This is a genomic window from Actinomadura craniellae (assembly GCF_003289645.1).
Lineage (GTDB): Bacteria > Actinomycetota > Actinomycetes > Streptosporangiales > Streptosporangiaceae > Actinomadura_D > Actinomadura_D craniellae.
In genome coordinates this window covers 266788-280905 of the sequence record NZ_QLYX01000005.1, presented here as the reverse complement: position 1 = coordinate 280905, position 14118 = coordinate 266788, and the positions used below count along the sequence as shown (strand labels likewise).

The following is a 14118-nucleotide window of genomic DNA, read 5'->3' as shown; positions in this document are numbered from 1 at the left end:
GCGGGGGAGGCCAGCCGGTGCTCCATCTTGCGGACGCCGTAGCGGTGATGTGCGCGGGCAGACGACGCCATCAGCTCTTTAGATCTTGATGATGGTGGCACTTCGACCGCAGAGGTTGGCGATGTCATCGGGGTCGGAGGTGAGAACGGTGACGGGACCGGGAGCGGCGAGCGCCGTGGCCGAGAGCATCGCGTCGATGGCGTACTTGTGTCCATGCAGGCCAGCGTCGGCGAGGAGACCGGCGGCGTGTCTGGCGATCTCAGCGGTGACCGGGGCGATCACCATGCGCGACAGGGTCCATTCCAGCGCGGGCCGATTGATCCGTGGATGGATCACCTCGACCAGGGTCGCCGCGCTTGTGATCACCCGGAGGTCGTCGGCAAGGGCCAGGGCGAGCCAGCCGGTCACCTCACGGTCACGTAGTACCGCTTTCGCAAGTCCCTCACTGTCCAGCACCAATGTCCCCGCGGGAGTGGCGACCGGGCGGTTCACGCCGCACTCGACCCGCCCTGCTGCTCCCGTGCCCGCACCAGCGCATCGCGCCTGGCCTGGATCTCCTCGTCGGTGATCGGGCCGTGTTCGGCCTCTGCCACTCCAACGAGCTCGCGAAGATCGTCTCGCTCGAGCTGGCGTGCCACCGCTGCCGCGACATACGACGACAGCCCGGACGGACCGCCCCGCGCCCGGGCGGCTTCGGCGATGTCCCGGGGAAGCGTGACGGAATACTTCTGCGTAGGCTCATTCATGCCCATCATCCTACTTTGAATGCCACCAGAAGCGGCGCCCATCACCGAACAGGCGTCTATCCGGGTTGAGGTCGTGGGCAGCCGTGCCGCTCAGGTCGCGAGCGTGCGGTCCAGGATGCCGAGTGTGGCGCGCAGGGCGGTTTCGGAGATGACCGGGAAGATGCCCTTGTCCCGGTACGCCTCGTCGATCTCGCTCCAGTCGTAGTAGGAGACGACCCTGGTGCCGGCCTCGACGGGTTCGAGACGGTAGCCGTAGAGGTGCTTGATCTGGGGGCGGATCCGGCCCCGGATGGTCCATTCGAGGAGCCGGTCCTGCTCGTACTTGGTGATGAGGACGGTGACGTCGTACTTGCCCAGGGGCATGTCGTTGAGGGCTTCGCGGTCCATGTGGACGACGAAGCTGTCGCCCACGGCCCTGACCGGCTCCCCCTCCGCCGACTGCAGCATCCCGGAACTGTCGATGGCGACATGGCCCTGAGGGCTGCACAGCAGCGCGAACACACGTTCCGGCGACGCGGGGACGTCCCTGCTCACCTCGAACCGCTCGATATCCATGCCGAGCATCTTCACATAAGTAGTCGCTTGCAGCTTCTCCGGGGCGCACCCAAGCCTCCACGCCCCATCCCGGAGAGCAACCACTCGCTGCACAATGCTGGATGCAGAGAGGGGACTGTGGCGGATTGCCGTGGGTGTCCAATAAGTGCGTTCTGGTTTTTTGGTGGTCGTTGGGTAGATGTCGGGTCGGGATCTGGTGTGGGTAATCAGTGATGCCGTCCGGTCGTTGTACCCGACGTGGTGTTGAACACTTTCGGGTGAGCGGTTACAGCTCCGCGAGGAAGTTATGCAAGATTGATCGGGTGTCCGAGGGAGGGTGGGCGGCTTTCTTTAGGTTGCCCATGATGTGCGTGTAGTCGGCCACGTCGGCAGGGGCGTCCAGGTAGAGGGCGCTGGTGAGCTGCTCCAGGTACACCACGTCGGGCAGGGCCGGTTCGGCGAACCGCAGGATGGTGAACGGGCAGCCGACGGCCATGGGGATGTCCGCGTCGAATGGGACGATCTGCAGCGTGACGTTCGGCAGCGCGCACACCTCGATCAGGTGTTCCAGTTGCGCGCGCAGCACCCGGCGCCCGCCCAGTGGCCGCCGGAGTGCGGCTTCGTCCACGACGCACTGGAGCTGGGGACCGTCCGGCCTGGTGAGCAGCCGCTGCCGTGCCATCCGGAGCGCAACCCGGCGATCGACGTTCTCAGTGGGTTCCTGGGCGAACATGAGCAGGGCGACGGCCCGCGCGTAGTCCTCATGCTGGAGCAGCCCCGGCACGAACTGCACCTCGTAGGTGCGGATCGTGTCGGCCGCCTCCTCCAGCCCCACATAGGTCTCGAACCAGTCCGGCAGCACGTCACCGTACTGGTGCCACCAGCCCGGAACCCCGCCTTGGCGAACCAGGTCCAGGACGGACGCCCGCTCCCGCTCATCGTCGATCCCGTACAGGGTGAGCAGTTCGGACACCTCGCGCCGACCGACCCGCACGTGCCCCAACTCCACCCGCCCGATCTCGGACCGGCTCACCCGGATGGCCTGCCCGGCCTCCTCCCGACTCATGCCCCGCGCCTCCCTCAATCGACGCAACTGCCCGCCCAGCATCACCCGCACCACAGTTGGCCCACCCCTGGAATGACCAGGCGCACCACCACCCGCAGCCCCCCCAGCCCCCGCAGCCCCCGCAGCCCGCTCTGCGATCATCACTTCTCCCTGAAACGACTCGCTGCATTAAGCAGGTCGACAACATAGAAGAACCCGGCGACACTGCCGCGCACCCGATTACCGCCCGTGTCCGAGCAAACTCATCAACCCCGGAAGACGAGCCCAGGCGACGACTCTATCTTCCTGAAGCCCCGTTCCAGCAAACTCTCAACAGATCCCCGAAATCGACCACATCAGGCCACCCACCCCACACACCATTCCCCCTAATCACTCTCTCCCCCACATCAAATACACCCACCTAACACAAAATAACCAACCCAACCGCGCAGACCCCCACAAATCTGCCACATGCATATATACAAACGCTTCCCAACCATCGCCCCCCACCCCTCCACATCCCCTCCCGCACCCCTCCCACCCCCACCCTCACCACGTAGACTCATAGCGTGATCTTCAAGTCGGTGGGCGAAGGCCGCCCCTATCCCGACCACGGCCTGGGCAGCCGCGACTGGGCCAAAATCCCCCCACGCCAGGTCCGCCTAGACCAACTGATCACCACCAAGCGCGAACTGGACCTCCACTCCCTCCTGGCCAAGGACTCCACCTTCTACGGCGACCTCTTCCCCCACGTAGTCCAATGGCAAGGCAACCTCTACCTGGAAGACGGCCTCCACCGAGCCCTACGCGCCGCCCTCCACCAACGCCTCTCCCTACACGCCCGAGTCCTCAACCTGGACACCCCCCGCCCCCACCCCTAGCCCCCTAACCCCCAAGCCCCAAGCACCAAGCACCAAGCACCAAGCACCAAGCACCACAAAACAAGCGGAAACAACCCACCAGGGAACCCAGCCACAGAGCCAAACAGACGCAGAAGACCCCACCCAAGCACAGCCCTAAAGGCCACACACAGCCCAAAAAGCCACACAAGCCCAACCACACCTAGGCACCCAAAGCCCACAAAAAGCGAAAGCCACACACACAACAGCCACCACCAGGTGGAGGCCGCCAGGCCTCCACACCGGGGGGTCCGGGGGGTCGCCCCCCCGGGAAACACGACAAGGGCCCCCCGGCGAGCAAGCACAGCTTGCGAGCAGGGGAGCCCTGGGACCGCGGTGGAGGTGGGATTTGAACCCACGGATGAGTTGCCCCATCACACGCTTTCGAGGCGTGCGCCCTCGGCCACTAGGCGACTCCACCGCGGGAGAGCCTACCCGACTCTGCGGTGGGTGAAGAACTCGGTGAGTAGGGCTCCGCATTCGGGGGCGAGTACTTCTGCGATGACTTCGGGGCGGTGGTTGAGGCGGCGGTCGCGGACGACGTCCCAGAGGGAGCCGATGGCTCCGGCTTTGGGGTCGGTGGCGCCGTAGACGATGGTGTCGATGCGGGCGAGTACGGCGGCGCCGGCGCACATGGTGCAGGGTTCGAGGGTGACGGTGAGGGTGCAGCCGGTGAGCCGCCATTGGCCGCGGTGGGCGGCGGCTCGGCGTAGGGCGAGGATTTCGGCGTGGGCGGTGGGGTCGCCGAGGTGTTCTCGTTCGTTGTGCCCGGTGCCGATGATCTGCCCGTCCTGGTCGGTGATGATGGCTCCGACGGGGACGTCTCCGGTGTCGGCGGCTTGTCGCGCTTGGGTGAGGGCGAGCCGCATTGCGGGTTCGTGTTTGGCGGTGTGGTTCATGCGCCGGGGTTCAGGTGCGGAGGCGGTCGAGTTCTTCGGCGAAGCCGACGCGTTCGGCGACGGTGGCGAGGGCGTCTTCGGGGAGGGCGCGTTCGCCGAGGTGTTCGAGTTCTTCGGCGGCTAGGCCCATGTCGGAGAGGATGTCGGTGGTGGTTTCTCCGGCGGAGAGTTGGTCGATGAGGGTGGCCAGCCCTTCTTCTCCGGTGCCGGATAGGTACACCTGGGGGTCGCCGTCTCCGTCGAGTCGGAGCACGGCGAACCAGTCTTCGTTTTCTTCTACGAGCAGCAGCACGGGTTCGCCGAGGGTTTCGACGGCGGCTTCGCGCATCAGGTCGGTGACGTCGTCGACGGCTTCCACGTCGGCGAGTTCGGCTTCGACGCCCAGCCAGCCCTCGGCGGTACGGGCGAAGATCGCGGCGAAGTTAGACACCTTCTTATTCTCGCGCAGGTTCACCCGAGCGTGTCGAGTGCTCTTTCGAAGGGTTGGGCGAATCCGAGCCGTCCGGCGATGCTGAGGAGCATTTCGTCGGGGTAGAGGTCGAGGTCTCCGGAGATCGCGCCGAGTTCCATCTCGTCCAGCCCCAGATCAGCGAAGATCGACATGTCGCCGACGGGGAGCACTTGGTCGAGGTCCTCGTCGTCGGGGACGGGGATGTCGAGGTAGTCGAGGACTTGCTGGGCGAGCGGCCAGTCGACGGACGCGGTGACGTCCGACAGGAAGACCATTTCCTCGTCGCCGAGCAGCCTGATCGCTACGAAGAAGTCGTCGCCCACCGACACCAGTCCGATGGTGCCGGCGATGCTGGGCTGCTGGCGCAGCGCATGGATCAGTCCCGTCAGGTCTTCGGTCAGCGCGACTGGGAGCACCTCGGTCTCCCAGCTTTCGTCTTCCCGATACACCACGACGGCGAAGTCCGTCGCGCTCAGGTCGGTCATCATCACCCCATCGGCATGGTTCTCGCCTGGGAATGGTCGCAGATGCCGCACCTCCCCGCGCACCGCACCGGCAAACTCGCGGCGGGACGCACGAGCTCGCGGGCGTGTGGGGGTGCCCGGGGTGACGAAGAGCACGTCCGGGGGAGGGGTCAGCCGGAGCGGAAGGTGCGCCGTCGCAGCACGGCGTGGAGCTGCTCGCGCCGGGATCGCCAGGGGGTGACCCGCCGGCGCAGTTCGCGCGCTTCCGCGAGCTCCCGTAGGAAGGCGGCGCGCCTGCGCAGGCGGTCGCGCTGTTCTTCCGGTGTCAGCTCGCCGTCGGAACTCATAGAGCCCATGGTGCCCGGCCTGGTCCCGTGGTATTCACCTGTTCACCCGATTCGCTACGGTGAGCGGCATGCAGACCCTGGCCGTGGACCATCCTCTCGTGGCGCACAAGCTCACCACTCTGCGCGACGTGCGCACCGATTCGCCCACGTTCCGCCGGCTGGCCGACGAGTTGGTCACCCTCCTGGCGTATGAGGCCACCCGGGACGTGCGGGTCGCCCCGGCCACGGTGGAGACGCCGGTGGAGCCCGCCCAGGGTGTGCAGCTCGCCAATCCCAAGCCGCTCGTGGTGCCCATCCTGCGGGCCGGGTTGGGGATGCTCGACGGCATGACGCGGCTGTTGCCGACCGCGGAGGTCGGCTTCCTCGGCATGATCCGGGACGAGGGCACCCTGCAGGCCCAGACGTACGCGACCCGCCTGCCGGACGACCTGTCGGGCCGGCAGTGCTACGTCCTCGATCCCATGCTGGCCACGGGCGGCACCCTGGCGGCGGCGATCAAGTTGTTGCTGGACCGGGGGGCGCGGGACGTGACCGCGCTGTGCCTGCTGGCCGCGCCTGAGGGGCTGCGGTTCCTGGAGGAGACCCTCGATTCCGCGGCGCCGATCAGGGTGGTCACCGCGGCGGTCGACTCGCACCTGAACGAGCACGGGTTCATCGTGCCGGGGCTGGGGGACGCGGGCGACCGGTTGTACGGCGTCGTCTGAACGATCTTTAGTTCTGGCGGATGTTCACCGCCTGGTCACGGAGGGTAGTAGGGGGGCACGGAACGCGTGCGTTCCCCTCCGTCGCCCTGGCCAAGGGGGAGCCAGCGGGGGCGGACGGTCCCGCCCCGCCTCTTGTTCGGCGGGCCGGCCCGTCCACACCTCTAGGGGCGCGTGAGCGAGGTTCGAGGAGCATCATGGCTCACCACGAGCTGCCTGGTTACCACGAGGTCGGCGAACGCCTCATCGCGGAGTTCACGGGGGTGCATTCCGCCGAAACGGTGTCACGCTGCGTGGCCGCGGCCCGGCACGGTGCCGAGGACGTCATCGGTTCGACCACTCCTGATCTGGTGGAACGCATCGCTCGCCGGCACCTCCAGGTGCTGGCGATGGTCGCCGCGGAGCGGCGGCAGCAGATCAAGCTCGGCCACTCGCCCTGACCCTGGGGCGCGACCCGCCTTCCGGTCGCTTTACCGAGGGTAGCCTCTCGTGTAGAACTGTCCTGGGGTCTGTGGACACCGCGCTCCGGGAGGCAGTCGTGCCCACTAAGAAGTACGCCACATGGGCTGCCGAAGCCTTTGTGGCGTTTTATCTGCTGAACTCACCGGACGACGCCGCGCAGACCGGCGGTGCCCTCTCCTTCGCCGGCGGGTCGCCGGCCCGACGTGTCGGTGAGCTCGGATGAGGCTCGTCACCCCTGGCGACTCCGCCCCGGCATCGGTCAACAAGTACCTCCTTCCGGGCGAGAGCCAGGTCATCACGGTCCGGCGACACCCGGCCATCCTGATGCTGCCGGTGGGGCTGGTGCTCGGCGGCCTCATCCTGGCGGGCGTCCTCGCCAACGCGACCGAGGGCGCCGGGAACGTGATCTGGTGGGGTTGGCTGGCGTTGCTGGCCTGGTTCGTGTGGCAGGTCGCCGACTGGTCGGTCGACTACTTCGTCATCACCAACCAGCGCATGATCCTTACCACCGGCATCATCACCCGTAACGTGGCGATGATGCCGCTGGCCAAGGTCACCGACATGAGCTACCAGCGGTCGATCGCGGGCCGGTTGCTGGGCTACGGCGAGTTCGTCCTGGAATCCGCCGGTCAGGACCAGGCATTCCGTACCGTCGACTACCTCCCGTATCCCGACCAGTTGTACGTCGAAGTCTGTGAGATGATCTTTCCGGCCAAGGCGAAGCCGGCGCCGCCCCCGCCCGACCCGGTCGAGGGCGTCAAGGTCCAGCTGGGCGAAGTCCTGGGAGAGCTGCGCGAGATGCAGGGGCGGCTCGACACCGAGTCCGACCCGACGGTCGCCGACCGGCTGCGCACCGAACTTCGTGAGCTGCGTGACGAGATGGAGCGGCTGCGCGGCGAACTCGTGGGCGCCCGCGAGAGCGGGGCCGACGAGGGGCCCGACGGCGCCGATCCGGGACGGAGCCGCCGCGACGACGACTGGGACGTGCTGTAACCGGACGAGCATGGCCTGCGACACCGCCCTGTCCATGTTGGTTGGGTTACTAACGATGTGCTTCGGCCCATCACGTGCAATCATGTCGGCACCTCTGCAGCCTGATTACTTTCGTTAAGTGAGTCCACATGCCGGGTCCAGGCAATGTCGGTGAACGAGTCCGCAACCTGCGGCTCACGAGACGCCTGTCGCAGGCGCAACTCGCCGGCCATGACCTCTCTGACAGCTACATTTCGTTGATCGAGTCCGGTAAGCGCACCCCCACGCCGGCGGTCCTCAGGTTGCTGGCCGAACGGCTGGGCTGTACCCCCGAGTACCTGGCCGAGGGCATCGAGCCCGAGCAGCGCGCGCATCTGGAGGTGCGCGAGCGCCATGCCCGGTTCTCCCTGATCATCGACGATGCGGAGGCCGCGCTGGCCGCCTTCGACGACGTCCTCGCACGCAGCGACGACGCCGAGCTCATCGGCCGCGCCCGGTGGGGCCGGGCCCGGTCGCTGGAGGCGTTGCACCGCACCGAGGCCGCGATCTCGCTCTACGAGGACGTGCGCGAGCAGGCCGAACGCGACCCCACCCGGACCAGTTGGCTTCCCGTGGTGATCGCGCTGGCCCGCTGCTACCACTCGGTCGGCGATCTGGGGCAGTCGATCTCGCTGGCCGAGCGCGCGCTCGACCGGCTGGCGGAGTTCGGGCTGCACATGGGGGCCGAGTACGCCGAGACCGGCCGGATCCTGCTGCTGGCCTACACGGAGCGCTCCGACTCCGAACGCGCCCACGAGCTGGGCCGGCGGCTGTTCCAGGACGACGAGCCCGACTCCGTCACCGTCGCCGCCGCGTACCAGAGCGCCAGCGAGGAGGCCCTGCTGCACGGGGCGGTGGGCGACGCGTTCTTCTTCGCCGACCGGGCCATCTCGGTGGGCTTCCAGGGGCGCAGCACCCGCATCGAGGCCCAGCTTCAGCTGGCTGGTGCCCGGGCGCTGCTGCGCGGCGTTCCCTCCTACACCGCCACCGACTCCCCCGCCGCCGCGCAGGCCCTGGCCCTGCTGCGCAAGGCCGCCCCCGAGCTGACCGGAGCGGACTCCGTCGAATGCGCGCTGGAGACGGCACGCGCCCTGGTGCTGCTGGGCGAACCCGAACAGGCGATCGGTGCCGTGGACGCGCTGAGCGAGCCGAACGGGGCGGGCCCCGGCTCCGACCTGCGGTTCATCCAGGCCCGGCTGGTGCTGGCCCAGGCCCGGCTGGCACAGGACGACCAGGAGGCGGCGCTGACCGTGCTGCGCTCGCTGGCCGGGCGGCTCGACGCCCTGGCCGACAGCCGGTCGGCCGCACACGTCTTCCGTGAGCTCGGCGAGCTGTACGAGGCGGCGGGCGACGGCACGGGGGCGACCGTGGCGTACCGGCGCGCCCTGGAGGCGGCCGGGCTGCGTCCCGCCGCCCGGCCCCGCCGGGCGGCCTGCGACGTCACCGCCTGAGCCGAAGGAGCACGCGAAGCGGCCCGTGCGGGACGAGTGGTCCGCGCGGGCGGACGAGCGAGGCCCAGGCGCCACCGGTGCCGAAGGAATGCACGAAGCGGCCCATGCGGGACGAGTGATTCGTGCGGCGGACGAGCGAGGTGCAGGCGCCACCGGTGCCGTCTGAGCCGAGGGGGTTCGTGGAGCGGTCCGCGCAGGTGCAGGCGGCACGCCTCGGGATGGCTGCGCCCGGCGCGCTGGTCGAGTGATCCGGACGGCCTCGTCGAACGGGATGGAGCAGGGGCCCGGTACGGCCGAGCCGGGCGACGGGCGGCCCGGGTAGCGAGTGCCGTGCGGGGATGGTCACGGCCGGCGTGGCCGGGGCGGTGTGCGGCGCCGGTGGCCGGCGCCCAGCCTTGATCGGGAACATGCCCCGGAGCCAAAGCGTCCTAACATGGAGACATAGGATGATTGGCTCACCCTAGGATCCTCACTCCATAAGGGGCATTTTGACTCTGCACACGGCTCGTCGCGCCTCTCTGGTCGATCAGGTCATCGAGCAGTTGAAGAACGAGATCTCCTCGGGGACCTGGCCCGTGGGCGAAAAGATCCCCGCCGAGCCGGTGCTGTCCGACAGCCTGGGGGTGGGACGCAACACGGTCCGCGAGGCCGTCCGCGCCCTCACCCATGCCGGGCTGCTGGAATGCCGGCAGGGCGACGGCACCTATGTGCGCGCCACAAGCGAGCTGTCCGGAGCGGTCAGGCGGCGGCTGCGCACCGCGGAGTTGCACGAGATCCTGGAGGTGCGCCGCGCGCTGGAGGTGGAGGCCGCCAAGCTGGCCGCCGCCCGACGCACCCCCGAAGACGTCACGGTCATCGACGACGCGCTGCTCCGCCGGCACGAGGCGGGTGACGAGAACGCCTACGTCGAGGCCGATCTGGCCTTCCACGCCGCGATCGTGGCGGCGACGCACAACCGCGTGCTGATCGACCTCTACCACGACTTCAGCGCCGCGCTACGGGCCAGCATCGCCGAGCGGGTGGACCCGGAGCACGCCGACGCCGCCCATGCCGACATCGCCACGGCGATCCGGGCCGGTGACGGCGAAGCCGCGGCGCAGGCCACCCTCGCGTGCCTGGGGGTACGGGAGCCGTCCTCGCCGGACGCGTGACTCCCGTTCTCCTCTTCTTCCCGGCGTCCACCGGCGTCCGGGTCGTGCCCGACGAAAGCGATTCATGAGTTCCGACCAAGCGCGTACCGGTTCTGCCTCCCTGTTCTGGACGGCGGCGGGGCTGGTGCTCCTGGGCCTCAACCTGCGGGCCGCACTGACTTCGATCGCCCCGGTCCTCGAAGACGTGCAGGGCCAGTTCGGCCTGCCGAGCGCCGGGGTCGGCCTGCTGGCCACCCTGCCGGTGCTCTGCCTGGGGGTGTTCGCCCTGATCGCACCGCGCCTGGCCCGGCGGCTGGGCGCCGAAACGGTACTCGCCGGGGCGCTGCTGCTGATCGCGGTGGGGGTCGGGGTGCGGCTGCTTCCGACCGTGCCGGCGCTCTTCGCCGGCACCGCCCTGGCGGGCATCGGCATCGCCGTCGGGAACGTCGTCGCCCCCTACGTCGTCAAGGACGTCTTCCCGCAGCGGATCGGGCTGTTCACCGGGCTGGTGATGATGCTGCTGGCGGTCGGCGCGGCCCTGGCGACGGGGCTGGCGGTACCGCTGGCGGAGCTGGGCACCTGGCGGCTGGCGACGGGGGTGTGGGCGGTCCCGGCGCTGGTCGCCGCCGCGATCTGGGCCCCGCTCGCCGTCCGGTGGCGGCGCGGAGCCACCGTCCCGGCGGCCGCGAGAACGGTACCCGGCGGGTCGCTCCTGCGCACCCCGCTGGCCTGGGCGATCACCGGTTTTATGGGGCTGCAGTCGCTCATGTTCTACTCGCTCATGACCTGGCTGCCGGCGATCATGCAGGACAACGGGCACTCCCCGGCCACCAGCGGGATGATGCTCTCGGTCATCCTGCTGCTCGGCATCCCGGCCGGGATAGTGGTCCCGGTGCTGCTGGCGCGCGTGCAGGACCAGCGCCTGCCGGCGGTCCTCGTCTGCCTGCTGCCGGGCATCGGGCTGGCCGGGATGCTGCTGGCGCCCGGAGCCGGCTGGATCTGGTCGGTGATCGTGGGGGTGGGCACCGGCTGCGCGCTTCCCCTGGTGTTCACGCTGATCTCGCTGCGCTCGGCCACGCCGCTGGCGGCCGCCGGGCTGGCCGGGCTGGCCCAGGGCGTCGGCTACCTGCTGGCCGCGCTCGGGCCGTTCACCTTCGGCGCGCTGCACGACGCCACCGGGGGGTGGGAGGTCCCGCTCGTCGCGCTCGCGGTACTCGTGCTGCCGCAGGCGCTGTGCGGGTGGCGGGCGGGCCGGCCGGGCGAACTGGTGGGTGGTCCCGTGGAGCGCCTCGCCGCCGTCAGCCGGCGGTGACCAGGGCGACTCCGGCGGCCGCCACGGCCAGGCCGATCCGCTGGACGGCGCGCAACCGCTCGCTGAACACCACCCGGGCCAGCAGCACGGTCACCGCGGGGTAGAGCGAGGTGAGGACCGCGGCGAGGCTGAGCATTCCCGCGTGCACCGCGACGAAGTACAGCGCGTTGGCTGTGGCGTCGAGCACCCCGGCACCCAGGGCCAGCAGCAGGACGCCGCCGGTGACGGGACCGCCGCCCAGCCGGCGGCCGCCCAGCCGGATGGCGAGCACGGCCAGCAGGACCGCCGCGAAGCCGGCCGAGCGGGCGGTGACCAGCGGCCAGAGGCCGGTGTCGTCGCCCGCTCGCTCGAGGAGCACGAAGAAGACCCCGAAACCGGCGCCCGACAGCAGGGCCATGACGAACCCGCCGGCCGCGCGGGGGGACGCCTCCTCGCCCGGGCCCTCCATGCTGACCAGCCCGATGGCGACGACGCACAGCACGACTCCGGCGAGTACCCCGGCGTTCAGCCGCTCGCCGTCCAGCGTGCCGACCGCGACGGGGAGCACGGCCGAGGTCAGCGCGGAGACCGGCGCGATCACGCTCATCGGTCCGATCGCCAGCGCCCGGTAGAAGGTGATGAACCCCAGGCCGCCCGCCAGCCCGGCCGCCGCACCCCAGGCCAACCCCTGGGGCGTGGCCCCGCCGCCGGCGGCCAGGGCCGCCAGGAGCAGGGTGAGCAACCCCAGCGGCAGGCTGAGCAGCAGCATGCGGAGCGCGCCGATCCTGCGCGCCCCGGCTCCGCCGAGGAAGTCGGCGACGCCGTAGGAGAGCGCGGCGCCCAGCGCCAAGATCGTCACCATGGGGCGGCCCCTTCCTCTCGGTCATATTAAAGCACCATATAGTTCAATGAAATGACCGACGGTACGGTATGACGGTGAATGAGTCCGATCCGGTGGCCGAGGCGGTGGCCCGGACGGTCCGATCGCTGCGCGCCGCCCACGGTTGGAGCATGGACCAGCTCGCCGGGCGGGCCGGCGTGAGCAAAGGCGTCCTCGTCGCGCTGGAACAGGGCCGCGGCAACCCCAACCTCGGCACGCTCATCCGGATCGCCGACGCGCTGGGCGTAGCGCTGACCCGCCTCGTCCAGGTCGAGGAGGAGCCACCGGTGCGGCTGTTCCCGCCGGCCCGCCACGTAACGCTCTGGCGCGGCCCGGCGGGCGGCACGGGCGTCCTGCTGGCGGGCAGCGACCCGCGCCCTTCGGTGGAGCTGTGGCGGTGGGAACTGCAGCCGGAGGAGGTGCGTGCCAGCGAGGCGCACCTGCCCGGAACCCGCGAGATCGCCCATGTCGAGACGGGAACGCTCACTTTGACCGTGGACGGGCACCGGTACACCGTCGAGCCGGGCACCGCCGCGGCCTTCCACGGTGACCGGCCGCACGCATACTGCAATGAAGGCCCCGAAGTATGCCGATTTGTACTGGCAGTCATGGACCCCTAGGCCCAAAGGGAACGTACGACTCGTACCGATTCGTTAGCCTGACGTGAACCGGCTAGTCATGTTCGCTGAAGCGGGGTGATGATCCGCCGCGATGGAACTCCTACAGAACCAGCGGATCACGGGCGCCGCGATGGTCCTCTCCACTTCCGGCACCGCCCCTGCCGGCTTCCCGGACGCACCGTGGCGGGCCGTCTCGCCCGCCCTCCCCGACGCGCAGTACATACTCAACGGAGTCTCCGCCCGCTCCGCCACCGACGCCTGGGCGGTGGGGCAGCGCCGGAACGCACCGCTGCTGATCCACTGGAACGGTGTCGACTGGACGCCCGGCACCGCAACGCCCGCCCCGCCCGAACTGATCGGCGCCGGGCTCCAGGGCGTGGCCTGCGCCGGGGCCGCCGCCATCGCGGTGGGCGGCGGCTACGACCGGCTCGCCGGCACCGAGACGCCCCTCGTCCGACACTGGGACGGTGCCGGTTGGACCGATCCTGGGCCCGTCGGACCGGGCCGCGGATTCGTGCTCACCGGCGTCGTCCTGCCCGCGGAGACCGAGGCGTGGGCGGTCGGCCACGGAGCACCCGGCGGGAACGGCTCCGCCGGGCCGGTGATCCTGCGCTGGTCGGGCGGAACCTGGGCGGACGCCCGGCCGCCGTCCCTCGTCCCCGCCCGCACCCGGGGCAGCCTGCTCGCCGCCGACGCCGCCGCACCCGACGACGTCTGGGCGGTCGGCGCGCTCGACGGGCCGCGCAGGGGCGCCCGCGGAGCCCTGATCGCCCACTACGACGGGCACGCCTGGCGCCGCGTCCCCTGCCCGACCGCCCGGCCGCTCACCGACGTACTCGCACTGTCGGCCACCGACGCCTGGGCGGTGGGCGGCGACACCGTGCTGCACTGGAACGGCCGCGGCTGGAAGCGCGTCCGGGTACCGATCGGCTCGGCCAACACCGTCACCGGGCTGTCACCCCACGACATATGGGTCGGCGGCGGGCACGGTGAACTCGCCCACTTCGACGGAGCACGCTGGACCCGGGTCCACACCCCACAACCCCTGGACGACAGCACCGTCTGGCTCGCCGGCACCGCCCGCGCGGGCACCACCTGGATGGTCGGCTCCCGCCGGACCACCGGGCACGGCCCCGCCCAGCCGCACCCCACCGGCTCCGGCCGGCCCGGCGAGGCCGGCGGCTGAC

Annotated in this window: 18 protein-coding genes, 1 tRNA gene and 1 pseudogene; 10 read left to right on the top strand and 10 right to left on the bottom strand. The window is 70.0% G+C overall.

Annotated elements, in window-relative coordinates; all coding sequences use genetic code 11:
- Positions 1-78: 78 nt before the first annotated feature.
- The 4 genes from DPM19_RS35710 to DPM19_RS13580 form a co-directional block, all read right to left on the bottom strand.
- Positions 79-456 (bottom strand): PIN domain-containing protein, encoded by a 378-nt coding sequence (locus DPM19_RS35710; RefSeq protein WP_325050228.1) that lies wholly within the window; start codon positions 454-456, stop codon positions 79-81.
- 32 nt (positions 457-488) lie between these two features.
- On the bottom strand, positions 489-746 hold the full coding sequence (locus DPM19_RS13590; RefSeq protein ID WP_111867502.1) for a CopG family transcriptional regulator: 258 nt from the start codon (positions 744-746) through the stop codon (positions 489-491).
- 90 nt (positions 747-836) lie between these two features.
- On the bottom strand, positions 837-1301 hold the full coding sequence (locus DPM19_RS13585; protein ID WP_111867499.1) for an SRPBCC family protein: 465 nt from the start codon (positions 1299-1301) through the stop codon (positions 837-839).
- Positions 1302-1566: 265 nt separating this feature from the next.
- The gene (locus tag DPM19_RS13580) at positions 1567-2388 is read right to left on the bottom strand and encodes a helix-turn-helix domain-containing protein (protein WP_233510152.1); all 822 of its coding nucleotides are present in this window, start codon (positions 2386-2388) and stop codon (positions 1567-1569) included.
- A 506-nt stretch (positions 2389-2894) separates the two neighbouring features.
- Between DPM19_RS13580 and DPM19_RS13575 the strand changes: the two genes are divergently transcribed.
- A complete protein-coding gene (locus DPM19_RS13575; protein ID WP_111867048.1) occupies positions 2895-3206 on the top strand; it encodes a type II toxin-antitoxin system VapB family antitoxin in 312 nt (103 codons plus the stop codon).
- Positions 3207-3558: 352 nt separating this feature from the next.
- On the opposite strand, the gene DPM19_RS13570 is transcribed toward DPM19_RS13575, so the two are convergent.
- From DPM19_RS13570 to DPM19_RS35705, 5 genes are all read right to left on the bottom strand, one after another.
- Positions 3559-3645 (bottom strand) — tRNA-Ser (locus DPM19_RS13570).
- A gap of 10 nt (positions 3646-3655) precedes the next feature.
- Positions 3656-4123 (bottom strand): tRNA adenosine(34) deaminase TadA, encoded by a 468-nt coding sequence (tadA, locus tag DPM19_RS13565; RefSeq protein WP_233510125.1) that lies wholly within the window; start codon positions 4121-4123, stop codon positions 3656-3658.
- A gap of 10 nt (positions 4124-4133) precedes the next feature.
- Positions 4134-4577, bottom strand: coding sequence for a hypothetical protein (locus DPM19_RS13560; protein WP_233510124.1), 444 nt, complete (start codon positions 4575-4577; stop codon positions 4134-4136).
- Positions 4574-5059: a tRNA adenosine deaminase-associated protein gene (locus DPM19_RS13555; protein WP_199485065.1), complete on the bottom strand. Its 486-nt coding sequence runs from the start codon at positions 5057-5059 to the stop codon at positions 4574-4576. The genes DPM19_RS13560 and DPM19_RS13555 overlap by 4 nt, the downstream gene beginning before the upstream one ends.
- 149 nt (positions 5060-5208) lie before the next feature.
- A complete protein-coding gene (locus DPM19_RS35705) occupies positions 5209-5385 on the bottom strand; it encodes a hypothetical protein (protein WP_199485064.1) in 177 nt (58 codons plus the stop codon).
- Positions 5386-5453: 68 nt separating this feature from the next.
- On the opposite strand from DPM19_RS35705, the gene upp reads away from it, so the two are divergent.
- From upp to DPM19_RS13525, 7 genes and pseudogenes are all read left to right on the top strand, one after another.
- Positions 5454-6089, top strand: a complete 636-nt coding sequence (gene upp, locus DPM19_RS13550; RefSeq protein ID WP_111867040.1) for a uracil phosphoribosyltransferase — start codon at positions 5454-5456, stop codon at positions 6087-6089.
- A 194-nt stretch (positions 6090-6283) separates the two neighbouring features.
- Positions 6284-6526 carry a three-helix bundle dimerization domain-containing protein gene (locus tag DPM19_RS13545; RefSeq protein ID WP_111867037.1) on the top strand — a complete coding sequence of 81 codons (243 nt, stop codon included), beginning with the start codon at positions 6284-6286 and terminating at the stop codon, positions 6524-6526.
- 71 nt (positions 6527-6597) lie between these two features.
- Entirely contained in the window at positions 6598-6771 is a 174-nt protein-coding gene (locus tag DPM19_RS35230) for a hypothetical protein (protein WP_158566777.1), read from the top strand.
- Positions 6768-7265 (top strand): annotated as a pseudogene (locus DPM19_RS13540) (PH domain-containing protein); the annotation flags it as partial. The gene DPM19_RS35230 and the pseudogene DPM19_RS13540, both read left to right, overlap by 4 nt.
- 404 nt (positions 7266-7669) lie before the next feature.
- A complete protein-coding gene (locus tag DPM19_RS13535; RefSeq protein WP_111867034.1) occupies positions 7670-9010 on the top strand; it encodes a helix-turn-helix domain-containing protein in 1341 nt (446 codons plus the stop codon).
- A 488-nt stretch (positions 9011-9498) separates the two neighbouring features.
- Entirely contained in the window at positions 9499-10161 is a 663-nt protein-coding gene (locus tag DPM19_RS13530) for a FadR/GntR family transcriptional regulator (protein ID WP_111867032.1), read from the top strand.
- Positions 10162-10225: 64 nt separating this feature from the next.
- Positions 10226-11452, top strand: a complete 1227-nt coding sequence (locus tag DPM19_RS13525; RefSeq protein WP_111867029.1) for a CynX/NimT family MFS transporter — start codon at positions 10226-10228, stop codon at positions 11450-11452.
- Here the strand turns inward: DPM19_RS13525 and DPM19_RS13520 are convergent.
- Complete coding sequence (locus DPM19_RS13520; RefSeq protein WP_111867027.1) at positions 11439-12293, bottom strand: EamA family transporter; 855 nt, start codon at positions 12291-12293, stop codon at positions 11439-11441. The two genes, DPM19_RS13525 and DPM19_RS13520, sit on opposite strands and share 14 nt — an antisense overlap.
- 74 nt (positions 12294-12367) lie before the next feature.
- Between DPM19_RS13520 and DPM19_RS13515 the strand changes: the two genes are divergently transcribed.
- Complete coding sequence (locus DPM19_RS13515) at positions 12368-12931, top strand: helix-turn-helix domain-containing protein (RefSeq protein ID WP_111867492.1); 564 nt, start codon at positions 12368-12370, stop codon at positions 12929-12931.
- Positions 12932-13022: 91 nt separating this feature from the next.
- On the top strand, positions 13023-14117 hold the full coding sequence (locus tag DPM19_RS13510; RefSeq protein ID WP_111867025.1) for a hypothetical protein: 1095 nt from the start codon (positions 13023-13025) through the stop codon (positions 14115-14117).
- Position 14118: the final 1 nt, after the last annotated feature.